Annotated in this window: 23 protein-coding genes; 10 read left to right on the top strand and 13 right to left on the bottom strand. The window is 44.8% G+C overall.

Annotated elements, in window-relative coordinates; translation table 11 throughout:
* Positions 1-101 precede the first annotated feature (101 nt).
* The 4 genes from R3289_RS00765 to pnuC all read right to left on the bottom strand — a co-directional run bounded on the left by R3289_RS00765 (position 102) and on the right by pnuC (position 4,087).
* A complete protein-coding gene (locus R3289_RS00765) occupies positions 102-1,280 on the bottom strand; it encodes an amino acid permease (protein ID WP_318923397.1) in 1,179 nt (392 codons plus the stop codon).
* A 476-nt stretch (positions 1,281-1,756) separates the two neighbouring features.
* Positions 1,757-2,437, bottom strand: coding sequence for a Crp/Fnr family transcriptional regulator (locus R3289_RS00770; RefSeq protein ID WP_318923398.1), 681 nt, complete (start codon positions 2,435-2,437; stop codon positions 1,757-1,759).
* 172 nt (positions 2,438-2,609) lie between these two features.
* A complete protein-coding gene (locus tag R3289_RS00775) occupies positions 2,610-3,341 on the bottom strand; it encodes a nucleoside phosphorylase (protein WP_318923399.1) in 732 nt (243 codons plus the stop codon).
* Complete coding sequence (gene pnuC, locus R3289_RS00780) at positions 3,338-4,087, bottom strand: nicotinamide riboside transporter PnuC (RefSeq protein ID WP_318923400.1); 750 nt, start codon at positions 4,085-4,087, stop codon at positions 3,338-3,340. The genes R3289_RS00775 and pnuC overlap by 4 nt, the downstream gene beginning before the upstream one ends.
* A 406-nt stretch (positions 4,088-4,493) precedes the next feature.
* Between pnuC and R3289_RS00785 the strand changes: the two genes are divergently transcribed.
* On the top strand, positions 4,494-6,107 hold the full coding sequence (locus tag R3289_RS00785; RefSeq protein WP_318923401.1) for an NAD(P)/FAD-dependent oxidoreductase: 1,614 nt from the start codon (positions 4,494-4,496) through the stop codon (positions 6,105-6,107).
* Between the two features lie 41 nt (positions 6,108-6,148).
* On the opposite strand, the gene R3289_RS00790 is transcribed toward R3289_RS00785, so the two are convergent.
* The 5 genes from R3289_RS00790 to R3289_RS00810 form a co-directional block, all read right to left on the bottom strand.
* On the bottom strand, positions 6,149-7,201 hold the full coding sequence (locus R3289_RS00790; protein WP_318923403.1) for an efflux RND transporter periplasmic adaptor subunit: 1,053 nt from the start codon (positions 7,199-7,201) through the stop codon (positions 6,149-6,151).
* Positions 7,198-10,569, bottom strand: coding sequence for an efflux RND transporter permease subunit (locus tag R3289_RS00795; protein WP_318923404.1), 3,372 nt, complete (start codon positions 10,567-10,569; stop codon positions 7,198-7,200). Before R3289_RS00795 ends, R3289_RS00790 begins: the two co-directional genes overlap by 4 nt.
* Positions 10,570-10,710: 141 nt before the next feature.
* Complete coding sequence (locus R3289_RS00800) at positions 10,711-11,172, bottom strand: YeeE/YedE family protein (RefSeq protein ID WP_318923406.1); 462 nt, start codon at positions 11,170-11,172, stop codon at positions 10,711-10,713.
* A 35-nt stretch (positions 11,173-11,207) separates the two neighbouring features.
* On the bottom strand, positions 11,208-11,624 hold the full coding sequence (locus R3289_RS00805) for a YeeE/YedE family protein (protein WP_318923407.1): 417 nt from the start codon (positions 11,622-11,624) through the stop codon (positions 11,208-11,210).
* Complete coding sequence (locus R3289_RS00810) at positions 11,621-11,944, bottom strand: metalloregulator ArsR/SmtB family transcription factor (RefSeq protein ID WP_318923409.1); 324 nt, start codon at positions 11,942-11,944, stop codon at positions 11,621-11,623. The genes R3289_RS00805 and R3289_RS00810 overlap by 4 nt, the downstream gene beginning before the upstream one ends.
* Before the next feature lie 153 nt (positions 11,945-12,097).
* Here R3289_RS00810 and R3289_RS00815 point away from each other — a divergent pair, with 153 nt between their 5' ends.
* From R3289_RS00815 to R3289_RS00845, 7 genes are all read left to right on the top strand, one after another.
* Positions 12,098-12,283 (top strand): DUF2892 domain-containing protein, encoded by a 186-nt coding sequence (locus R3289_RS00815; RefSeq protein WP_318923410.1) that lies wholly within the window; start codon positions 12,098-12,100, stop codon positions 12,281-12,283.
* A gap of 43 nt (positions 12,284-12,326) precedes the next feature.
* Entirely contained in the window at positions 12,327-14,030 is a 1,704-nt protein-coding gene (locus R3289_RS00820) for an FAD-dependent oxidoreductase (RefSeq protein ID WP_318923412.1), read from the top strand.
* Between the two features lie 337 nt (positions 14,031-14,367).
* Positions 14,368-15,414: an ethylbenzene dehydrogenase-related protein gene (locus R3289_RS00825; RefSeq protein ID WP_318923414.1), complete on the top strand. Its 1,047-nt coding sequence runs from the start codon at positions 14,368-14,370 to the stop codon at positions 15,412-15,414.
* Between the two features lie 98 nt (positions 15,415-15,512).
* A complete protein-coding gene (locus R3289_RS00830) occupies positions 15,513-16,100 on the top strand; it encodes a cytochrome c3 family protein (protein ID WP_318923415.1) in 588 nt (195 codons plus the stop codon).
* Positions 16,100-16,777, top strand: a complete 678-nt coding sequence (locus tag R3289_RS00835) for a 4Fe-4S dicluster domain-containing protein (RefSeq protein WP_318923417.1) — start codon at positions 16,100-16,102, stop codon at positions 16,775-16,777. Before R3289_RS00830 ends, R3289_RS00835 begins: the two co-directional genes overlap by 1 nt.
* Complete coding sequence (gene nrfD / locus R3289_RS00840; protein WP_318923419.1) at positions 16,774-17,760, top strand: NrfD/PsrC family molybdoenzyme membrane anchor subunit; 987 nt, start codon at positions 16,774-16,776, stop codon at positions 17,758-17,760. The genes R3289_RS00835 and nrfD overlap by 4 nt, the downstream gene beginning before the upstream one ends.
* Before the next feature lie 45 nt (positions 17,761-17,805).
* Complete coding sequence (locus R3289_RS00845; RefSeq protein WP_318923421.1) at positions 17,806-18,261, top strand: cytochrome c3 family protein; 456 nt, start codon at positions 17,806-17,808, stop codon at positions 18,259-18,261.
* 221 nt (positions 18,262-18,482) lie between these two features.
* On the opposite strand, the gene R3289_RS00850 is transcribed toward R3289_RS00845, so the two are convergent.
* The 3 genes from R3289_RS00850 to R3289_RS00860 form a co-directional block, all read right to left on the bottom strand.
* Complete coding sequence (locus R3289_RS00850) at positions 18,483-19,115, bottom strand: response regulator (protein ID WP_318923422.1); 633 nt, start codon at positions 19,113-19,115, stop codon at positions 18,483-18,485.
* Positions 19,115-20,503 (bottom strand): HAMP domain-containing sensor histidine kinase, encoded by a 1,389-nt coding sequence (locus tag R3289_RS00855; RefSeq protein ID WP_318923424.1) that lies wholly within the window; start codon positions 20,501-20,503, stop codon positions 19,115-19,117. The genes R3289_RS00850 and R3289_RS00855 overlap by 1 nt, the downstream gene beginning before the upstream one ends.
* A gap of 199 nt (positions 20,504-20,702) precedes the next feature.
* Positions 20,703-21,089, bottom strand: a complete 387-nt coding sequence (locus R3289_RS00860; RefSeq protein WP_318923425.1) for a DUF805 domain-containing protein — start codon at positions 21,087-21,089, stop codon at positions 20,703-20,705.
* A 321-nt stretch (positions 21,090-21,410) separates the two neighbouring features.
* On the opposite strand from R3289_RS00860, the gene R3289_RS00865 reads away from it, so the two are divergent.
* Positions 21,411-21,764: a YcgJ family protein gene (locus R3289_RS00865; RefSeq protein WP_318923427.1), complete on the top strand. Its 354-nt coding sequence runs from the start codon at positions 21,411-21,413 to the stop codon at positions 21,762-21,764.
* A 17-nt stretch (positions 21,765-21,781) separates the two neighbouring features.
* On the opposite strand, the gene R3289_RS00870 is transcribed toward R3289_RS00865, so the two are convergent.
* On the bottom strand, positions 21,782-22,684 hold the full coding sequence (locus R3289_RS00870; RefSeq protein ID WP_318923923.1) for a LysR family transcriptional regulator: 903 nt from the start codon (positions 22,682-22,684) through the stop codon (positions 21,782-21,784).
* A 165-nt stretch (positions 22,685-22,849) separates the two neighbouring features.
* On the opposite strand from R3289_RS00870, the gene R3289_RS00875 reads away from it, so the two are divergent.
* On the top strand, positions 22,850-24,547 hold the full coding sequence (locus R3289_RS00875; RefSeq protein WP_318923429.1) for an L-lactate permease: 1,698 nt from the start codon (positions 22,850-22,852) through the stop codon (positions 24,545-24,547).
* Position 24,548 lies beyond the last annotated feature (1 nt).

Below are 24,548 nucleotides of genomic sequence, written 5' to 3' on the forward strand. Positions count from 1 at the left end.
TTACCGTAGTGGAAATAGCAAAACAGGCGCTCACCTTTCGATAAACGCCTGCTATCAATTATAAGACTATTTTGCCTTACTTAAACATTGCTCACTGGGGACTAGATAAGCTGCGCTGCCAATAAAAAACAACCGAACATAAAACTCAGCCCTAAGGCAAACTGCCCACCTCCAGCCTGATAGCACTCTGCGACAGTATCCTGTTCAACAAGTGTCAGCCTTTCAGGGCTACGTACTTTAATCGTCATCGCCATTGGAACAAAAATAGCCAGGAACACTAAGATAAAACCGGCATAACCCAGCACTGACAAGAATTGATCAGCAGCCCATAATGCGCCAGCCAGCGGCAGAATGAAGGTCAGAACGTAAGTTACCACCCGATTTTGCTTAAATGTATCGGCATTTTGATCAAACAGCGCCATCGCCACACCCAAAAATGATGTTAATAGCGCCAACCCGGTAAAGCCCGACAAAATAACCTGAATGCTGGTAAAGCGTTCGCCTAATGCCGCGATCAGTTCAGAGACATTCGAGAATTTCACTAACTGCTCAGGCGTTAGGTTGCCCACAACAGCGTAAAGCCACAACAGGTAGCAGGCAAGCGGGATAACAGAGCCGGCAACAACCATATTACGCAGCTGTTTGTGTGTCGCATCACCGTTGTATGTCACAAGAGATGGGATCACGACCATAAAGCCAAAACTGGTAAACAATACTGAGCTGGTTTTAATCAGGTCGACTTTGCTATTATTGGTCGCTTCAAAAAGGTGGTCGAATGACATGCTCGGCATCAGCGACATCAGGGTAAGTGCAAGCACTACCACCATGGTCGCAAAGAGTACACGGTTCAGCTTATCAACAACGGCAGTACCTGCAGCCACGACTGCGCCAGCAATAAGTGTAAAGATGATCTGGCTTTGTAGCATGCTCAGTTCAAGGCCTAACCCTGCGGTCATTTTCTTAACCAAATCACCCGCACCGATGATGTAGGCCATGAGCAAGCAGACCAGTAGCGCATAAAGCAGTCCATTGGTCACCACCTGGCCGCCTTTGCCCAGGGTTTTTCTGGCGATGGTATTCATACCCAACCCGCCGCCTGACTTGATACTGACTTCAAGTAACAGCAAGGCCGCATAAGTCGTGCCGAGCCAGATCACCAGCATCAGCAATGTACCCCATAACAAGCCGAACTGCGCCAGCACCATAGGGATCGCGAGCATACCGGCACCCAGTGCCGTGCCTGCGACAATTAACGCACTGCCCATTAACTTCATATTCACAACGTTTACCTCTAAATTCTTTTGATTCTTTGTCTGGAGAGATCGTCGTTATCTGCATACGCAATATGCTTATTTAAACTGAGATCAATCAGCTTGATGCGATAAAACAGACAGACAATTACCCGAGACGGCGTAAAGCGCGACGATTAATAGCTAAACGTGCTAAAGCTTGAAAAAGTAAAGAAGCCAAAAAATTGGCTAGAGGCAGTAAAAGCAGAATTGAGATGAGCGTGTGATCTATTCTGTGTCGAAGTCTGCAGCGACGTTGGGGTCAGCAACGGCACGAGAGGATTATGGTTCATTTATCGTACTCCAAAAACGATGTTGTCCATGTTTCTTCAGATGACAATCCCTCTGTCACCTTTACTGTTCCGGTCTGAACAGTATATTCGGTCATTAGGGCAAAGTAATAAGTTACGTGTTAAAGCGCAAGCTTTATTTTTGCAAGCTTTAACGGTGATCTTTGAGAGAATACGCTATTCAAAATGGTCAATGAACGCTTTCAACCCTGCCGCATCGACTATTCGAACTTCTGCACCGTCTTTATCAACTAACCCTTTATCCACTAATTCTTTTACCGCCCGTCGATACACCCGGCTTGTGGTGCCAAAGCGCTCCGCCTCCATCCCAGCTTTATCAAAACGTCCTAATACTACATTTGTTTGAGAACGATGCCATAAGTCATAGGCTATATTGTAAGTAATAGGGTGCAATAAACGATTAGTATAGATATCAAGGGAATCCTGATAATCACTGGCTAACGCACAAGAAAAGAACAAGTTAAATTCAGGCCGTTCTGTTAGTAACTGTGTTAATGCATGTATACAGATGACCTCAACTTCCATGTCATCTTCGGCGATAACACTCCACTGACACACTGTCCCAGTAAAAAATTCCATCTCACCATAAATATGGTAATCGCAGTCAACCTCTCCTAACTGAAAACGTCGGCCATTCACCGCAGCGATATTCATTGATACTCGACCGACCGATACAAGGTATATATTCTCAACAGCTTGCCCCTGCCGCAGAATGTCTTCACCTTCCTGAAAATACTGACTATGACTTTGGCATTGATAAAAAGCTGCTCTAAATTCTTCATACAGATGACAAAGATGATTAGCAAAGCGTCCAGTATGATGAGGTTTTAATTGCATATTGATGGGCTGGCCAATTTATTATGGTTGCATAAGCGTAATGAATGCAGGGTAATGTGACAACAATTTATACATGGATCTTTGCTGGTCACACATTGGCTGACCAGCAAATCAGGTTCATAATAATTTCCCTCAGGATTCCTTGCTTACTCCACTGCTATGAACTACTGAACTAAATCTGTAATGACAAAGCATGCAACGCCGCTTTAATGCCCGCGCGCTCACCTTTCAGCATAACTTCATCAGCACTTATATACTGATTAACACCGTCTTTAACATCTTGTTGATAAAGTACAACGTTATTCAAAACGGCTGCGACCTGTAGGCCGCGAAGCTTACCGACAGTAAACAGTGCTGATGTTTCCATATCTGCGCCAAGTACACCTTTTTCGCTCCAGTACTGGCAGATCTTATCTTCATCATCAGTATAAAAACTATCGTGTGAGCGAACCATTCCAGAATGAGCCGGATAAGCTTGCTGCACGATTGAAGCCTCCAGGCCTGCGACCAAGCGATGGCTGGCATAAGCTGGAAACTGAGCATCGACATAAGCTTTAGAGCCACCTTCGTCACGAACGGCCGCTTCAGCTATAATCAGATCGCCTAACCCTATATCTGCTTGTAAAGCACCAGCAGAACCCACTCGTACAATGAACTTAGCACCGCAATTATTCAGCTCTTCTAAAGCAATAATGGCAGAAGGTGCACCAATGCCTGTACTGCAAACCGTAACCATTTGGTTGTGATAAAAGCCATTGATTACACGGTACTCACGGTTATCAGCAATAAGCTCTGCATTATCAAGAAATGCGGCAATGCGATTAACACGATCTGGCTCACCACAAACAATAACATGCTTTGCGATTTGCCCTGCCGTAGTATTTATATGCGGTTGCTTACTCATACAGCGCTCACTTTGTCTTCTTTCATTCCATTCGTTTTTCTTTGATTTTTCTTTGCCTGGTTCATCCAGTGACGAGTACCATTGGCTGCAATGAAGAGCAAAATAGCGTATTCGATTGACAGGGCGTACACACCTTGAGCGGCATAAATACAAACACTGATAACGTTAATCACAACCCATAAGATCCAGTTTTCAACATACTTCCTGGTCATCAAAATTTGAGCAACAACCGACAGTATCGTCATTACTGAGTCCCAGAATGGGAAAGCATCAGGAGATAACTCCGGACGAGAAATATCGGCACCCAATAGATTCATAATATCAACAGTGACATTTGCCAACGCAAAGAAAATAGGATCAATATAGACAGTCATTACAGCAATTGCCAATACAGTGACAGCGGCGGTAAATGCCATTTTTTGCTTGCTTAACCAACGAATTTCGAGCATATCTCCGGTTTCAGAAGTTGGTCTCGTCCACGCGTACCACCCATAGACATTGGCACAGAAGAAAAACAGCTGTAACAGTAAAATCCCATAAAGCTGGATCTGATAAAAAATAATGGCAAAAAGAACGACATTAATCAGGCCAAACAAGTAATTTATGGTTTTCTCTTGGCTGGCATTCCAGATACAGAGTAGCCCAAAGATTGTCCCTATCGCTTCAATCCACGACATGGCGTAACCGCCACCAATGGGGATATTTACTAAAGTATTGTTGATATCAAACCAGGTCAATATGTCCATTTTCGTTCCTTTTTGAACTTATTCATAATGGTGCTATTGTAATGAATTGACCGATTTAGTAATGAGGACTTTTGTCCTGTCAGGGTTGGCCTGGTTCATAGTTTGACAACATAAAGAGCATTAATTTTGATAAAAAAATCATTTTTGCTGTTCACCCGCGGTATCTATATTCAGTTACCATAGGGTATTGAATAAATAGCAACTAACACCCACGATAGGTTCATTCTCCACGTTCATTCTTGTCTTCGCCTCAACATCGGCTTTTAAACCCGTTTTTTATGAATGAAATACCAAGCTCTTTAGCATGTTGTATGGATGCCTTGCCAATTTCAATTTGGATCTAAATCACGTAAACTGCGCGCCTAGATTATGAACCATAACCATATCCTGTTAGGTGAAACACACAATGATACGTCTGAACGAAGTTAAGTTGCCGTTAGATCATGATGAAGATGCATTGCGCAATTTTGTTTTAAATAAACTGTCGATTACGGCAGAGCAGCTTGTCGACATTCATATATTTAAACGTGGTTATGATGCTCGTAAACGTAATGTGATCACCTTAATTTACACCCTGGATGTAACCCTGACCGATGTGGATGAAGATGCACTCTTAAGTCACTTTGAGCGTGATCAGCAAGTTAAGCCGTCGCCAGATACAACGTATAAGTATGTGGCACAAGCACCTGCTGATTTGCAGGAGCGTCCAATCGTCATTGGTATGGGTCCGTGTGGTCTGTTTACTGGCTTGATTCTTGCGCAAATGGGTTTCAAACCCATTATTTTAGAGCGCGGAAAATCGGTACATGAACGCTCAAAAGATACCTTCCGTTTTTGGCGCAAAGGTGAACTGAATACTGAGTCAAACGTACAGTTTGGTGAAGGTGGTGCGGGGACATTCTCTGACGGTAAACTATACAGCCAAGTGAAAGATCCAAATTTCCTGGGCCTAAAAGTAAAGCAAGAGTTCGTGGCTGCTGGTGCACCGGCTGAAATTATCTATGTGAGCAAACCACACATCGGTACGTTCAAGCTGGTGACTATGGTTGAGCGCATGCGCAGTAAAATCCTGGAGCTTGGCGGTGAAATTCGTTTTGAAACACGCGTTGATGAAATCAATATCGAAGATAACCAGGTCACAGGTGTAACGCTTAGCAGTGGCGATGTCATTGATTCCAAGCATGTAACGTTAGCAATTGGCCACAGTGCCCGCGATACTGTACAGATGTTGCATGATAAAGGCGTGTATCTCGAAGCACAGTCTTTTTCTGTCGGCTTCCGTATTGAGCATAAACAAGAACTGATTGACCAAGCGCGTTTCGGCACGAATGCAGGCCACCCGATTTTAGGCGCAGCCGACTACAAACTGGTACACCATTGTAAGAATGGTCGTTCAGTATACAGTTTCTGTATGTGTCCTGGCGGTGTAGTCGTTGCCGCGACCTCTGAAACCGAAGCCGTTGTCACTAACGGCATGAGCCAATATTCGCGTAGTGAGCGCAATGCCAATAGTGCGATTGTGGTTGGGATTGCACCCAGTGATTTTAATAATGATCCGCTGCAAGGTATCGCATTACAGCGTAAGTTAGAGCGTAATGCTTATATCTTAGGTGGCAGCACTTACCAAGCACCTGCGCAACGTGTTGGTGATTTCTTATCGGGTGCAGAAGCTAAGCCGTATGGTGACGTTGAGCCGTCATACAAGCCAGAAGTAACAATGACTGACTTAAGTACCAGCTTGCCTGATTTTGCCATTGAAGCAATACGCGAAGCTTTGCCTGCATTCAATAAGAAAATCCGTGGATTTGCCCAAGCTGACGCAATGCTGACAGGGGTAGAAACTCGCACCTCTTCACCAGTGCAAATAAAACGTGGCAAAGATTTTCAGAGTATCAGCACTAAAGGCCTCTACCCTGGTGGTGAAGGTGCTGGTTATGCCGGTGGTATTTTATCTGCCGGCATTGATGGTATTAAAGTCGCCGAAGCGGTGGCGCTGGATATGCTTAAGGCGAATTCATAATACTCAACACTTTGATATAACTCCGCGAAATAAGGCAGAGCCTATCCCGGCTCTGCCAATAGCACAGTACCAGCTGTCACCCCCTTACGGACAATCAGCTGCTGATCATTGTATGATCGGGTTTCAATAAGACGCGGTACCACGCGATCGCCATCGACGACTTTGACATACTCGAGCTGACCAATGCGATAAGTGCTCGCCTGCGGGATGATCAGCGCCTGATGCTCACCTGTTTTGATCTTCACCCTGGCAAACAATCCGGGATAAAGTGGCTGATCTTGGTTTTCGAGTGCCAGTTTTACCACTACACTGCGCGATCCGGCATCTGATGCCGGGGTAATTTCACTAATGATACCGGCGAGCAAAATATTTTGCTCCGGTAAACTTACCGGCCACTGCTGACCCAGCTTCAGTAAGTAACGCTTGCTGGCTGCAATATCGCTTTCCATCATCAGCGTCAGCGGATTATATAAACTCAGCATTGCCACGCCGGGCGAGGCAATATCCCCTTTATTGACCAGCTTCTGAGTGATCACACCATCAAAGGGGGCTGCAATAATGCTGTAGCCATAGGTTGTCTGTGCCTCTTCTAATGACGCTTGGGTTTTCCTGAAATTGGCTTGTGCCGATTGCAAAGCACTTAATGCATCATCCAGTTTCGATTGTGCGACTAACTTTTTCGCGATCAGTGTTTTTGTTCGTATGTAATCTTTGCGGGCCACATTCAGCTGTGCCTGCATGCTGGCCAGGGCTTGCTCGGTCTGGCGAACACGCGCATCAAGATCCAGATTATCGAGGCGGATCAGAACATCGCCCGCTTTGACCTCATCACCCACATCGACCAAAACCTCGGCAACCTGAGCGGTCAAACGTGCCGACAAGGTTGCCCGCTGATCGGCAACAATAGTGCCGGTATAAGATTGCCAGACAGGAAGAGTCTTGCTCATCACGGTCACCGTGGCTCTGTCGGCCAGCGGCTCGCCCGGTAAATCCTGATTTGTTGTACCCAATTTTGCCACAAAGCCACCGGACATCGCGAAAAACAGAATCGCTAGGCCGATAAACGCGGCTATCGTTAACACCGGCTTTTTCATGATTGCAGCTCCTTTTGTTGTTCAGCTCGGATGTCTTGCTGTGGCAGACCGTGCCCCGGTCGATTGGCATAAGCCAAATGATAAACCACGGGGATCACCAATAACGTAAATAACGTCGATGCCGTAATACCAAAAATGATGGCCCAGGCCAGACCGTTAAAGATCGGGTCGAGGGTAATAACAACGTTCCCGAGCAATGTTGTTCCTGCCGTAAGCAGGATCGGCCGCATTCTGACGGCTCCGGCCTTTAACAACGCCTGTTTTAATCGCTCGCCTTCCTGCAAGGATTGATGAATAAACTGGATCAAGACCAGCGAGTTACGCACGACAATCCCCGCCAGGGCGATCATCCCGATCATTGCTGTTGCCGTGAACAGCGCCGGATTAGGAATACCGTTGATCTCTGTGGTGCCCAGCATATTCAGTAACCAGAACCCCGGCATAATGCCGATAACGGTTAATGGAATCGCCAGCATAATGATGCCGGATACCGCGGGTAACCCCGTCTGCAGTACCATCACGATGAAGACACCCAACAAGGCCGCGCCATAAGCAATACCCAGATCGCGGAAAACATCCAGGGTGATTTTCCACTCCCCTTCGCCATTCCATTTCACTGAGACATCTGAGGGTAACGTCCAGTTATCTCCACCGCCATTATTGAGATACGTACGCGCACTTAACGGATTAATTTCTCCGCCCCCGGGCGGATTTGGGTCGGTATTGGTCAGATCGACGGCCACATCAGCAACAACTTCCGCTGGTACCCGTCCGAGAGCTTCGGCATATACATACACAACCGGCTGTAAGTTTTTACGATAAATCGGCTGCGGTGCTGGACTCTTTGCAAAATATCCCAACTCAGATAACTGGACAATTGGTTGCCCGGCATCGACCAGACGCCCTTGCTCGATCCGCTTGGTAATACCGGCCATACCTCGCACATACAGGTTTTCCAATTCACTGAGATTGTCACGCTTGTTACGTGGTAACCGAATTTCGATCGGTAGCGGATTAATCTCATGGGGGTGCTGAAGATAACTGACAACGCGCCCTTGATTTGCTGCCGCAAGCGTCAGATTAATATCCTGTACAGAAACACCGGACAGGGCCGCTTTTTCCTGATCAATAATAAATTGCCAACTTGCCAGATCTCCCTGAATGGAAGTATCGACCTCCGAAACAAACGGCTCACGTTTCAGCCGTGCTGCGACCTTTTGTCCGGCGGCTTGTAATTCAGCGTAAGACGTTTGAGGCTGGCCATAAACCTCGGCGACAAGTGTTGCTATCACCGGCGGGCCGGGAGGTGTCTCCACCAGCTGAATATCAGCCCGATGCCTGATCGCTATGGCTTCCAAATCATGGCGTAAACGAGTGACGATTTCATGTGATTGCTGCCGCCGTTGATTTTTTTCAGCCAGCACAATACGAAGCTCGCCCTGGCTGGACTGATTGCGCATAAAGTAATGGCGCACCATGCCATTGAAATCCATCGGCGATGCAATCCCTGCAAAACCAGAAACAGAAACCACCTCAGGCACACTTTGCAGATAATCAGAAAAATCAGTCAGGGCATTGGAAGTTTGATCTACACTACTTTGCTCCGGCATATTCAATACCAGCTGAAACTCATTTTTATTGTCATAAGGCAACAATTTCAGCGGCACGACTCGCAGTGCCGGAAGCATTGCGGCGGCAACGAAGGCAAGCGCAACGCCACCCAGAAAAATGACACTGTTACGCTTACGGCTTAGCAGCGGCGTGAGTATTTTTTCATACAGCCGGTATAACAGTGTGTTTTCTACCTGATACTGCCCGCTCTGCTGCGCGCCCTTGAGGATCTTTTTGGCCAGCCAGGGGGTAATTAAAAAGGCCACAACGGTGCTGAATACCACACTCACGGGAACATTAAAGGCCAGCGGTGCCATATACGGGCCCATCATTCCCGTAATGAAAAACATCGGGGTAAAGACTATCACTATCGCGACCGTCGACATCAGCAATGCACTGCGAATTTCAGCCATCGCCAGCACAATGGCATCCGTTTTACTCAGCCCTTTGCGTTTCAGAAAACGTTCAATATTATCGATACTGGCAATCGGATCATCGACAATCAAACCTAACGCCAGGATCAGGGCAAACAGCGTGACCCGGTTGATGGTGTAACCAAAAGCCAAATCCATCGCCAGCGCAGCGCCGTAGCTGATAGGAATTGCGATTCCCACCACCAGTGCAGAACGCCAGTTTAAAAAGACCCCGACAAACACCACCACCGTCAGGATCGAAATACCTAAACTGGAAACCAGGTTGCCGACTTTTTCGTTCGCGGTATCACCGTAGTTGCGAATAACGGACAGTTTGACATGATCCGGAAATTGCGTACTGGCCATGTTTTCAAGTTCGGCCGTCACATCGTCCGCAACCCATACTGCATTGCTGCCTTTTTGCTTCGCGACCGCAATGAATACTGCGGGGTAAGGTTCCGGCGCTTGCTGGCCGAATTGGTTTGCAGCCGGTCCCCAGCTAAACCAGGTCTGGTTGTCGGCTTCATCCGCGCCATCCGTCACTTTTGCAATATCTCGCAAATAAACCGGCATGCCATTGACCACATTGACAACCGCATTAACAACATCTTGGCTATCAAGGAAAAACTGGCCACTTTCAAGCTGATAGACTTGCCCTTGCTGATGAATATTGCCCATCTGCTGATGCTGATTGGTCAATGCAAATGCTTGTTTTATATCATCAACCGTTGTCATTCGGCTCGCCATTGCGGTCGAATCTAAGGCTATCTGAATCGTACGCGGCTGACCGCCAATCACAGACACTTTGTTAGTGTTATCTAACGCCTGCACTTGATTGACAGCCTGCTCGGCAATGCGTCGTAGTTCAGCATTACCGGTCAGTTCTGGTTTGGTACTGTAAAGGGCGGTAACAACAATGGGAACGTCATCAATTTCCACCGGTTTGATAGCCCAGTGACTCACTGCCGACGGCACCAGATCCTGATTGGAATAGATCTTGTTGTACAACTTCACCAAGGCTTCTTCGCGATTCTCTCCGACATAAAAACGTACAATCACCTGCGCAGCCCCTTTAAGCGAGACCGAGTAGACATCTTCAACGCCATCTATCTGAATCAATAACTTCTCAAGTGGCTGAGTGATCTGGTTTTCAACTTGCGAAGGTGACAGCCCGGGAGCCTGAATCAGTACATCGGCCATCGGCACGTTGATCTGCGGATCTTCTTCACGAGGCGTCAGAAACAGGGCAGCCGTACCCGCGATAAGTGCCAGTAAAATCAGAATAGGCGGGAAGAAACTGTTAAGAAAGGTACGGATCAGGCTTTTATTGACGTTCACTGTCATGACGATTCCTTATTCTAATAGTCTTTTATTAGCCGGTATCTCTTAAACATGTTGTGCTTAATATTAACTCTCGTTTTTTGAATCTTGCTCTGACTACGAACGTCCTGCTCGCAGTCAGAATAAAAGCCGTTTTTCGCCAGATTAATTCCCGATGGTTTCATTTGCCAACGTTTCATGCGCATCAGGCTTCACATTGGTCAGCTTACATCCCAGCCAGATACCAATCAACATACTTATCGTGAATAAGACGATGGTGTAATCACCTCCCGATAGCGACGTCACCGCCGGACCGGGACAAATACCGGCAATGCCCCAACCTAAGCCAAATAACACTGCTCCGGTGATCAGTTTGTTATCTATCTGATTATTTTTACTCAGGTGAAAGTCAGTTTCACAAACCGGTTTATCCAGTTTTCTGATCACCAGAAAATAGAACGGCATAAACACTAATAGCGCACCGCCCATCACAAAAGCCAGGCTGGGATCCCAGCTTCCTGCAACATCCAGGAAACCAATCACTTTATTTGGATCAACCATTCCTGAAATCATCATGCCCAGGCCAAACAGTAAGCCTGCAATTAAAGATACAAATCGCGAAAACATTGTTACCTCTTATACCAATGAACTAAATACCGCAATTACACATGGAGACGAATAAAAACAGTCGCTACCGCCGTCGCCATAAAAATACACGTCGCTACAATCGAGCGCTTAGACAGACGCCCCATGCCGCAAATACCATGCCCACTGGTACAACCGTTACCTAGCTTAGTACCCACACCAACCAGAAGACCGGCCACAATTACCCATAACGTTGAAGTCACAGGTAACGATTCAGGCAATGTAAACCCCAGCCAGGGTGCAATCAGGCCGGCAACCAACATTCCGCTCACAAAGAGCAAACGCCACGAAAACTCACTTTTAGTTGATTTTAACAACCCAGCCAAAATACCGCTGATACCAGCAATGCGCCCGTTGACCACCAATAATAGCGATGCAGACAGGCCCAACAACATCCCCCCAGCCAGTGCTAACCACGGGATTTCAAACATCATTTATTTTTCTCCAGATTGTGTTTATGAACACCGCAAATATCCTGCAGTGTCTCAAGTAACAGCCGTGCTTTTTGATCTGCCAGTGAATAAAACATCTTTTGTGATTCCTTACGGAAAGTCACCAGCTGATGGGCTTTCAGGATAGCTAAGTGCTGAGAAAGCGCTGATTGTCCAAGATTCGAATTTTGCTGCAACTCCGTCAGCGCCACTTCACCTTGGGTTAGCTGACACAACACCATTAACCGCTCAGGATGGGCGAGTAATTTCAACCATTCGGTCACTTCATCAGCATGGCAACGCATTTTATTCACATCAATCATGTCTGCCTCTACGGTGTTTCATAGAAAGAACTAAATTAGAGATTACTAAATAATAGGATTAAGTCAAGCCTAAATTAGCTAAAAATAAATTAGACTCAGCTAAAGTATAGGGTTATAGTTTTTATTAATTACAGCGACTGAAGGAGACACGTTATGTCACTAGAGAACGCCGTCCGGGTTTTTGCCGGGATCATGATCTTTATTTCCGTTGCATTGACACTATGGGTGCACCCGTATTTTTACTGGTTTACTTTGTTTATCGGAGCCAATCTGATCCAGAGTGCATTTACTGGTATTTGTCCTGCAGCCACTCTATTAAGTAAATTTGGCTTTAAGTAAACGACTTATCGTCAGCTACAACAAAATCATAAAGGAACAATACATGACCAAGATCCTGATTGTCGGCGGTGTTGCCGGTGGGGCTTCTGCTGCGGCTCGTGCTCGTCGATTGAGCGAAGAAGCTGAAATCATCATGTTTGAACGTGGCGAGTTCGTATCGTTCGCTAACTGTGGATTACCTTATCATATTGGTGGCGACATTCAGAATCGCAATAAGCTACTCCTGCAAACGCCAGATAGCTTCCTGGCTCGCTTTAACGTTGATGTTCGTGTGATGAACGAAGTGATCAGTATTAACCGCTCTGAAAAAACGGTTACGGTTCGCAACACGCTAGACAACAGCGAATATGTCGAAGCTTACGACTTTCTGCTGCTAAGTCCTGGGGCGGCACCTATCGTTCCGCCAATTCCGGGGATTGATAATCCGCTGACCCACTCTCTGCGTAACATTCCAGATATGGATAAGATCATCAAGACGCTCGAGATGAACAAGCCCGAACACGCAACGGTTGTTGGTGGTGGTTTTATCGGGCTGGAAATGATGGAAGCCTTCCACCAGTTAGGGATCAAAACAACGCTGGTTGAAATGGCCGATCAGGTAATGACGCCTGTTGACAAAGAGATGGCAGGTTTTGCACATGCCGAAATACGTGAAAAAGGTATCGATCTCCGTCTTGGTGTCGCACTCGAATCCATTGAATATATACCGACGATATCGGTTGCCAGCAAAGATTCAGGGGAATCGACCGAACACCAGCACCTGGAAGGCGAGCTTAAGCTAACCCTGAATAACGGCGAATCCCTGATCACGGACATTTTGATTATGGCTATCGGCGTTCGCCCGGAAACGACACTGGCTCGTGAAGCAGGCTTACAGATTGGTAACCTTGGCGGCATCTATACCAACGCAAGTATGCAAACCAGTGATTCTTCTATTTACGCGGTAGGTGATGCCGTAGAAGAAGCCGATTTCGTTACTGGCAACCCTACTCTAGTCCCACTAGCAGGGCCAGCAAACCGCCAAGGCCGCATGGCTGCCGATAACATGCTGGGACGCGGCGAAACATATCAAGGTACGCAAGGCACCGCGATTTGTAAGATCTTCGATTTAGCGGTTGCATCGACCGGTAAAAATGAAAAATCGCTTAAGCGTGAAGGCATCAACTTTGAGAAGGTTTATGTCCATACCGCGAGCCACGCGAGCTACTACCCTGGCGCTGAAATCGTATCGTTCAAAATGCTGTTCGATCCAGAAACAGGGAAAATCCTTGGTGCTCAGGCGGTCGGTAAAGATGGCGTTGATAAGCGTATTGATATCATGGCCGTTGCCCAACGTGCAGGTATGACCGTTGAGCAACTTCAACACCTTGAACTGACTTACGCGCCACCTTATGGCAGTGCTAAAGATGTGATCAACCAGGCTGCATTTGTCGCTAGCAACATTATAAAAGGCGATGCAACCCCGATCCACTTTGATGAGATTGATGAATTATCTGATAACCAATTGCTATTAGATGTACGCAATCCTGCTGAACTTGAAAACGTCGGTTACATCAAAGGTTCAATTAACATTCCGGTCGATAGCCTGCGTCACCGTATGCATGAGTTACCGAAAGACAAAGAGATCATTGTCATTTGCCAGGTGGGATTACGGGGGCACGTAGCTTATCGCCAACTCGTTAACAATGGCTTTAAAGCGCGCAACTTAATTGGTGGTTATCGTACGTACAAGTTTGCTCAAGCATAACAGCTAACACCTCGTAATGTTGACATGTGACGACTGAAGAAGCCTTGATTATAAGATTCTTCAGTTTTCACACTAAAGATCTGATAATAGCTTATTCTCTGTCGCTACAGGATCCCCTGGCCATATCAAATAACGCCCTCTTTCATATTATGATAATAATATTTATCAATCTTGTGTATTCACTATAACTCCACCTAACCTTTTTTAACTACAAGATCACAAACCGCCCCAAGCAATCAACCTAATTTTTACTTTTTTGACATTGGTCAAACGAAAAGTTCCTTCATTTCCTATTATGATTATGAAAATAATATTAATGAGCCATCAGGAGCTTAATATGAGACCTTCTATTATTGCCATGAGTACTGCAATTGCTTTATCAGCAGTTCCCATAAGTTTTGCTCATGCAAAAAACACTACACTAGAAAGCACTAAGACAACGTCAGAAATTACTATTGATGGCCAAATAGACACTGTTTGGAACGATGCTAAATCAACTGAAATTAAGTTAAATAAACTGCCCTACAAGCCAAGTAACGGTTATGAAGGTATCAAAAAAACAACCGTGGAAATAAAGTCACTCTATGATGATGAATTTGTTTATTTCTTAATACAATATGATGATCCAACTAAAAGTATTGACCGCTTCCCTTGGATCAAGCAGGACGACGGTAGCTGGAAGCAAATGGTCAATAAAGACAGTACTGGCCATGATAATACCTATTACGAAGATAAATTCGCTGTATTTTGGGATATCAACACAGACGATTTTGCAGAAAAAGGCTGTAACTCAGCGTGTCACCGTTCTAAAGACGGTAAAATTGCCGGAAGAGAAGACAAAAATCCGGCTCGTAAATTTACCAATGAAGGCCAATACATTGATATGTGGCACTGGAAAGGCGTCCGTACCGGTGCACATAATCAGTTGGATGACCAATACATAGACAGCAATACCGATCCTAAAGCGAACAAAGGATGGGGGCGTAAAGGGGATGATAAGACCGGTGGCGGTTATGTCAATAATATTAAAGATGGTCAACCTGCATTCGTTGCACCAGAATTAACAGCGGATACGCTTCTTATTCACGAAGCCGAAAAACAACCATTTACTGCCGACTACAATGCGTCAGACCGTATTCCGGGCTTAACCGGCGCGCCATTCACGGGCTCTCGTGGTGATATAGACGTTGGTGCAGTATGGAAAGATGGCGTTTGGACGTTGGAAATGAAACGTAAGCTTGTTACGACTGGTAGTAATGCGGACACTCAAGATGTTCAGTTTAACGATATGAGTAAAGCTTATCCATTTGGTGTCGCGGTATTTGACAACTCTCAAATCAACCACATCTTCCATCGTGGAGTAATAAATTTAGAATTCAAATAGCTTGAGCACAATTTGAAACGTTAATATTTAGGCCAACGCTATGTTGGCCTGATTAACACTTGCTAAATGACAGAATAAAGATAAGAACGAGAATTACTATGGCTAAATTACTCCGTTTTTCCAATTTCATTATTTTATGCCTATTCGTTCTCTGTTTATCTTCTGTTTCTTACGCGCAAGAAAACATAATGAGTAACAAGTCTATAAATCACGAAGAAACCGATCAAATATTCAGCTCACAGATCAACAATGACGACGAAATGGCTCTGCTGCTCAAAGAAAATAAGCGTTGTATTCGCTGTCATAAAAAACAACGTTTACTGAAAGACATTGAACCAATTAAAAGTGTCGGTGCCCACACAAGTCGAAAATTTTATAACAACTGCACGGCTTGCCACGGAAACAAGGGGGCGCATCCAAAAGATAACGCCAGCATTATTAGCTTCGCGGAGCATTCGAATATAAGCGCCCTATCCCAGAACGAGCAATGCCTCGCTTGTCACTTACCAAAAGATCTCCGACAAGCGGAATGGACGCATGATGTGCACTATAAACAGATCAACTGCGCGTCTTGTCATAGTCTCCACACTGATGAAGACCCAATAATAGCCATTGAGAAAAAAATCAGAATACAACTGTGCGTTGATTGTCACGCAGAAGGCCAAGCACTAGAAGGAGATCAATAATGGATCACTCTAGACGCAAACTGATGTTCGGCTTAGGTGCTGGCGCGATGATTGCAACAACAGGCGTTGCAGGCACCACTGTTATTCAAACAATTGAAATTAATGGCAAACGATATGCCATGATTCACGATGAATCACTCTGTATTGGCTGTGAAGCTTGCGTTACTGCCTGTAAAGAAACAAATAATGTGCCTGATGACGTGGCTCGACTGGAAATTATTAGAAGTGGCCCTGTCGGTGACTTTCCCGATATTCGTTATCGCTTCTTTAGAAAATCTTGTCAGCATTGCGAAAACCCGCCTTGTGTCAACGTCTGCCCGACCGGCGCTTCATATATTGATAAGAAAACAGGAATTGTCGACGTCAATCCAGATCGCTGTGTCGGCTGTCAATACTGTATTGCGGCTTGTCCTTATAAAGTTCGCTATATTAACCCTGTAACAAAATCTGCAGATAAGTGCGACTTCTGCAGAAAATCAAAACTGGCAAATGGTGAACTTCCGAGTTGCGTTCAGGTTTGCCCACAACAAGCGCTCATTTTTGGTGATCTCAATGATCCGCAAAGTGACATTAACATCGCGCTGAAAAATAAAGCCGTCTACCGCTACAAAAAGTATTTAGGGACCAAGCCTAAAATGTTCCGTGTTCCAGATAAATTCAACGAGGTCCAGTCATGATGGAATCATTGAATAACGCCTTCCACTTCGACACGCTAGTATGGCACTGGCCTATCGCAATCTACCTCTTTGTTCTTGGGGTTTCATCGGGTGCGATGTGCTTGGGGTTAACTATCAAACATTTTGAACCGGATAAATCAGCACTTTCAAAAAACCCTTTGGTAATCAGTGCGGTTATTTTAGCTGCATCAATGGTGATCTTAGGTTTGCTCATTTTGATTGTCGACTTAAGCAAGCCGCTCGATTTTTGGAAAGTCATTGTTTATCAATTCTCTAATCCACATTCGGTCATGGGGCGCGGGGTTACGCTCTTTATACTCTACCAAATGGCCGTGTTTGCGTGGATCATGGTGATCTTTAAAGCGGAAATTCTTCGCTTTATCAGTAAGTTTTTCCCTCGTATCGCCAGCAACAAGGCGGTGCTCTCAATATTTGTTCAACTAGAGAAACAAGACAAATACCTTGATATTGCATTAGTCATCTTATCAATACTGTTGGGCGTCTATACCGGTTTCCTGCTTTCTGCACTGGTTTCTTACCCTATGTTAAATCAGCCAATACTGCCTTTACTGTTCTTGGCATCAGGTATTTCATCCGGTATTGCGGCATCTGTTGTGATGGCTTATACCCTCTTTTCTGCCAATACAGAAACATTTGGTATCGCCTTGATCCATCGTATTGAGAAGCCCGTGGTGATTGCAGAAGTCGTCTTATTAATAATGTTGATCATTGGGATGAGCTTCGGGGTGCAAGCTGAACAAGACGCCATAAATCTTGCGGTATTTGGCAGTTTCTGGGCATATGTTTTTTGGATAGGCGTTATTGGTATCGGTATCGTATTACCACTATCACTCAACGTTATATGCTCTGATAATATCCAACAGACAAAAGCATTCATGGTGATCTTACCGCTATTTACGCTTATGGGTGTTATGTCGCTTCGGATGTTTATCTTATACGCTGGACAGATGGTGGTCGCTTAACCGCCCAATGAATTAAAATAATACAATGCATTAGGGAACATGTTTATGAATATCATTAAATATATGCTGTTTGCCCTGCTCGCTTTCAGTTGCTCAATAAGTTGGTCTGAAGAATTACCTAATTCTGATGGAGAAAACTTAGCGAATTTCCACTTGCTGGATGAGACTTGTGCAGGTCAGTGCCACGAGGGGGAAGAACCATCAGAGGACCTAGAGTTTGAATATCAGAGCTGTGTAGAGTGCCACGATACATTGGCTAACCTTGAGGGTCGCCAGCATAATATCAAACATCAGGATAGTGAGCAGATGGAATGTGTCGAATGCCATTTGCCCCACGAAGAGTTTGATCCGAAAGATATTTGTACCGACTGCCATGAAGAGGAAGATGAGGAGCTAAAGGGCTTCTATTCAATGCGATTAGAAAGCTATCTAAACCTCTATTCAGACTCAGCTAAGTTTGACCATCGGCCTCTCAGCAAGACCGAGAACCACAGCGAATAAGTTAACAAAGATGATAAAAGGAAAAATGATACTGTGATTTTTGATTCTAGCCTCAGGTATAATATTGTTAACGGGCTTTGTCTTTGACGACGTTAAACAGCAAGCGACTCGATGATATAGCGCTTGCACTTTAGCGTTCAATTGGAAGGTGTGTTTAAAGCAATGTGCCCTATTACAACCAAGGTTGATGGCGTGATTTACCGCTCATTCACCCACAATAGCTACATTAAAATACGTGATTCAATATCAATTCCCATTCTGGTCAAGAAGTAGGTTTTTGCATCATCTTTAGAAACCAAACCACTTTTTGTTAACTGGCGAAGATGAAAGTTAAACTTAGTATGATCGTCAATACCAACCAAACGACACAAATCCATAAACTTGAGCCTTTGATGGATTTTCAATTGATAGATAACATTGCGTCGAATCGGGTTCGATAACGCACTAAATACTACATCGCTGTCTTTATCGATCGGGGGGGACTTTAATGTTTTTTCTGCATGTACTTTTTTCAATGTAACAGAGAGCGTCTGTAAGTTAAAAGGCTTCGTTAAAAATTCATCCGCCCCCTTTTTCATTGCATCTACCGCAGTGTCAATCGTCCCAAAAGCCGTCACGATCACGATGCCAATATTAGGGTCGGTTTGTTTTAGCACAGCGATAGCATCAATACCACTTAACCCGCCCATTACGAAATCCATTAATGCAATATCATAACGGTGTCGCATAGCACAGCTGATTGCTTGTTCAGCACTCTCACATGCAGTGACTTCAAAGCCATCAAGAGTTAAAGCTTCAGTGATAACTTCCCGTAAATCTAAATCATCTTCAGCCAGGAGTAATTTAGGGCTCATTAGCTCTCCATTGGTAATTCAATTTCCATACACAATCCACTTCTTGTATTATAAAAGCTTAGCTTACCTTGATTCTGTTCTAGAATTTTATGACAAAGTGTTAACCCAAGTCCTGTCCCCGTACTTTTATCCTTAGTAGTAAAGAATGGCAATAATACTTTATCCTTAATACTGTTATCAATTCCTGTTCCAAAGTCGGTAATAGATAACTTAATACGTAATCCTTTCTGCCTGGCACTGATACAAATCACTTTCTTATCAGTCGACGCATCGATGGCATTGTTGACAATATTGATCACGACTTCTTCGAGCTGTTCCTTGTCTGCATAAAAAAATAAATCTGGCGCGATATCTTGTGTGACCTGAAAATCATTTAATCGGTGAACCATCAACTCAAGAGAGTCCTGAATAAATTCAGCAACAGAAAGTCTTTGCTTAACAGGCATGCGTTTGTGCGAGAATTGGAGTAATTCTTGACTAATATGAGCCGCTTTTAATAGGCCTTTGCGAATGTGTTCTAACTGTCTTTGTGCGTTAACCTGATCGTATTCACTAATAGCCATCTGTTTTTCAAGTAAATCACATCGCATCAACGCGCTACTTAACGGCGTCTTTATCTCATGAGCAATACCAGATGCCAATTCACCAATATCTCTCAATTTGTCATTGTGCAGGATCTGATGCAGTGAATATTCAATCTGCTGCTGTCTTTCCGCATCAAACAATTCAAGTGTTTTTCTTAAGTAAATCAGCATTACCAGGGCTAACAATGTACGAGTCATAGGGCCAAATATTATGTGTTCGATATAAAACAGCCCCGCGAACAACCCATAAATAATAATAGAGATACCTAAGAACCCCACCGCGTCTGCTGCTTTCCGTTCTTCTTGCTTCAGCTTCTTGGAGTAATTGATCAGGGCTGCGCCGGCTAACATACCTGCGCCGGAACCAAATAGCCATCGTATTTGAAATGTAGTTTCTCTTACAAAGTCATGAAGTTCATGGGAGAAATAACGATAAACGACACCAATAAAAAATAACGCTGTGACAGCTTGAGTAATCAACGAAAGCTGGGGCCGAAAGCGCCACTTTGTCATCGCGAGCATTTGTAGCGCGAAATAACCCAAGGCAATAAATGAAATCCAAAGTTTTACTACTTTTAATATCTTTACTGTCTGGTGCATCATCAATTCTTCTTGATACACATGCAAATACAATTCAGACCACTCATGAAGTCCATGGATAAAACCAAAAATAGCTAATGTCGGCAGCGCAGAGGCAATAGAGAGGTGGCTAAATCGTAAATCACGAAAAAAAATAGTAAAGCCAATAGCAACAAAAATTAAGCCATAAAGCATATAGAGACTAAATACGAAAAGTTCTTGCATAAAAGTACTCTAATCTCTGGACAGAGTGGAGCAATATAGCATTTTAAAAAGATCTTTTATTTGAGCTTTGTCTCTGAACAGTAATTGCATCTATAAAAACAGAGCCTAAAGCAAATTGCTTTAGGTGTCTCCGTGTCTTGTGACTGGTTGAACTGTCATTCAATTATGCGTGACCGTTTCTAAAATGGTTTTATTAACATCAAACGATAAATTGGCCTTCTTCATCATTTTTGGGGTTAGCGCCATATTCATTTGTGCCTGGCTGGCTGTCTTGCACGAAGAAGTAAATCAGTACTAACGCACCAATCAAGGGGATCAGACCAATTAGCATCCACCAGCCTGTACGCCCGGTATCGTGAAGACGGCGCACACCTACGGCAATACTCGGGATCAGAACCGCTAACGAATAAATTGTGCCAAGAATACCCGCACCGTCTTCAGTGCCGGGAGTCGCCAGCAGAGTGTCGACAAAACCCAACGCGATGCTAATGAGTATATTAAACAGAAAGAAGTACCAATATTCTTGCCTGCGCGACCTCCCGCTAAATACCGCGTAATTCTTTAAAACATGCAAATACCAATTCATTCTTTCACCTTTTTATATCAGTATGATCAATGGTATACATGAACTCTAGTCTGTTCGGAAAAAAAAGTCGCCACTAATTACAAAAAATGCATTTTTCTTACCGGGTTTCCCGCCAACAAAAAAACGCTCCCATAAAATAATGGCGCATATCAAAGCATTTATTTGCAAGTCACATAAAGCCCTCAGTGAAACTTTACTCTGCATTCATAAAAGATAAGCCGCAGATATCTTTTAAAAACATCTGAATTCGACATTTGTCCGATGATTGAACTGCTATTCTTAACAATGAATAAATCAATTGCCAATTAAGGAGGAGCAATCATGTACCCATTCCTGTCAGGTCTCGCATTGTCAGTTGTCCTGAGTGCACCCTGGGCAAGCACTGAGTTGGCGAGAAATATCTACTCACCAGAAAGCGGGATCATCTGTGACAAGAGCGCCGGGTTTTGCGTTGATACCTTCGGTATCTCGATGGCATTTACTCAACAATACCTCGGTGATGAGGCCCAAGCGGCAATGATGAAAAAAATCAATCGAGTAGGTAGCAGAAACTTCGATGCCACCCGTTATATATTCAGTAATGGCGTATATTGCGATTCATTCCAGCGGGCCTGTTTTATCTCTCGTTTTACCGATGAAAAACACGTCACTTTTACCAACATACTTTTCAAGTAGTTGATGAGAAAAAAATACTAGAAATATTCCTTAATTGCCAAATAACGCTCGCGGATATGCTCAATTAGCAAACGAATTTTCTGTGGCGGCTGACGGGTAAACGGATACACGGCATAGACACCGAGTTTTTTGCCGACGAGATCAGGAAAGACGTCAATCAAATCACCCTGTAAAATATCGTGATACACGAGGCATCTTGGTACATAAGCAAGACCATAACCGCCAAGAGCCGCTTTTCTTAAGGCGGTGGCATTATCAGTCGAGAAATTGCCGGATACCTTCACAATGTAGGTACCATTAGCTTTTTTAAATTCCCATTCACTGGCACCTGTCGTCTGATAGGCGTATTGTAAACAATTATGACCCACCAATTCTTCCGGCACCACAGGTTGTCCAAAACGTCGGATATAAGCCGGAGCTGCACAAATTACCCATTGCGAATCAAGAATATGGCGTGCTATCAGGCTGGAGTCTTCCAGGTAACCGGTGCGAATAACCAGGTCATAGCCTTCTTCAACCAAGTCGACAAAACTATTTTCAAGCGACATATCTACGGTCATGCCCGGGTGCAGGGAACAAAACTCAGCCACAGCATCAGCCAGTAGTAGATCACCAGAAATTGTTGGTACCGACATTTTGACATGGCCAGTTACGCTTTCACCGTAGCCAGACACGGCATCAATCGCTTCAATCGTTGCCTGCTTCACATTTTTTGCACCCTGATAAAGCACTTTCCCTGCCTCGCTAAGCGTGAGTTTCCGGGTTGTCCGGAACAAGAGCTGCACCCCTAAATCTTCCTCCAACCGGGCGATACGCTTACTAACCACCGAATTTGTAAGTGAATTTAACTCGGCCACTTTACTGAAAGAGCCGCTCTCTACCACCTGGACAAAAAGAATTAAATCATCTGCTCTAGCCATCATTCATCAACTTTTGGAACTAATCTTTTTCATTATTTCCATATATTAAAAAAAATGAAAGGCGTAAGGTCACATTTCAGCAACATTTAACTTAAACTAGTAACAACGAATACTAGACCGATATTTCACGCCGAAAACGCTGTATGAATAAAAGGAAGTAATCGCATGAACGATACCCTACTTGCGTTAATCGCATTTTCCCCCATTTTGGTCGCCGCCATACTCCTGGTGGGATTAAACTGGCCCGCCAAGCGAGCCATGCCTGTGGCTTTTATACTCACGGCGGTCATCGCCCTTTTTGTATGGGATATGTCTCCAACGCGAGTCATCGCCTCATCAATTCAGGGGCTCTTCATTACCGTCGCCGTGTTATGGATAGTCTTCGGGGCCATATTCTTGCTTAACACGCTGAAACACACCGGGGCGATTGCCACGATCCGCAGCGGCTTTACCGATATTTCAACCGATCGCCGGGTACAAGCGATTATCATTGCATGGTGTTTTGGTTCATTTATCGAAGGTGCTTCTGGCTTCGGTACGCCTGCTGCTATTGCCGCTCCTCTTTTGGTTGCTATCGGTTTCCCGGCTCTGGCTGCAGTTGTAATGGGTATGATGATTCAATCGACCCCGGTTTCTTTCGGCGCGGTAGGTACACCTATTATTGTCGGTGTAAACAAAGGACTCGATACCCATAACATCACACAATCCCTGATCGAAAATGGTTCCAGCTGGGATGTTTACCTCCAACAAATCACCACCAATGTTGCCCTGATTCACGCAACCGTAGGAACACTAATTCCGGTACTCATGGCAATGATGCTGACCCGCTTTTTTGGTAAAAATAAGAGCTGGAAAGAAGGGCTGGAAATTCTGCCCTTTGCTCTTTTTGCCGGCCTGGCGTTCACCATTCCTTATGCATTGACCGGTGTATTTCTCGGGCCTGAATTCCCGTCCCTGATCGGTGGCCTGGTCGGTCTGGCTATCGTGGTAACGGCGGCCAAAAAAGAATTTCTGGTTCCCAAAAAGCACTGGGATTTCGAAAGCGAAGATAAGTGGCCACAAGAATGGCTTGGTTCTCTGAAAATGGATCTGACTGAGAGCGAAAAAAAGCCAATGAATATCGTACTGGCCTGGGCACCGTATGTTCTGTTAGCCGTTGTACTGGTTGCCAGCCGTGTCAATGCAGACTTTAAAGCCTTCTTGGTCGGCATCAGCTTATCATTCAAGAATATTCTGGGCGAAACCGGGATCAGCGCGGCTATTCAGCCGTTGTATTTACCTGGCGGTATTTTAGTATTTGTTGCCCTTCTCGCAGTACTTCTCCAATCACGTAAAGCCTCACCTTTGATCAAAGCCTTTCATGAATCGAGCAAGACCCTGGTCGGGGCGGGGTTTGTACTGATTTTTACCATCCCCATGGTGCGTATTTTCATTAACTCCGGGATCAATGCCGCGGATCTGGCCAGTATGCCGGTTACTACAGCAGACTTCGCCTCTGATCTGGTGGGTAGTTTCTTCCCTGCGATAAGCCCCACCATTGGTGCATTGGGTGCATTTATCGCCGGCTCCAATACTGTATCAAATATGATGTTCAGTCAGTTTCAGTTTGAAGTAGCACAAACCTTAAGCGTATCCAGTGCGGCAATGGTAGCACTACAGGCGGTAGGCGCAGCAGCCGGTAACATGATCGCCATTCACAATGTTGTTGCAGCATCAGCCACTGTCGGGTTGCTCGGGCGCGAAGGGGCGACATTACGTAAAACCGTGATCCCGACATTCTACTATCTTGTAATGACGGGACTGATTGGTTTAACCATTATTTACAGCTTTAATATCTCTGATGCATTGATGCTACCCAAGTAAC

Origin of the sequence: Photobacterium sp., assembly GCF_033720175.1 — a bacterium.
Taxonomy (GTDB): Bacteria; Pseudomonadota; Gammaproteobacteria; order Enterobacterales; family Vibrionaceae; genus Photobacterium.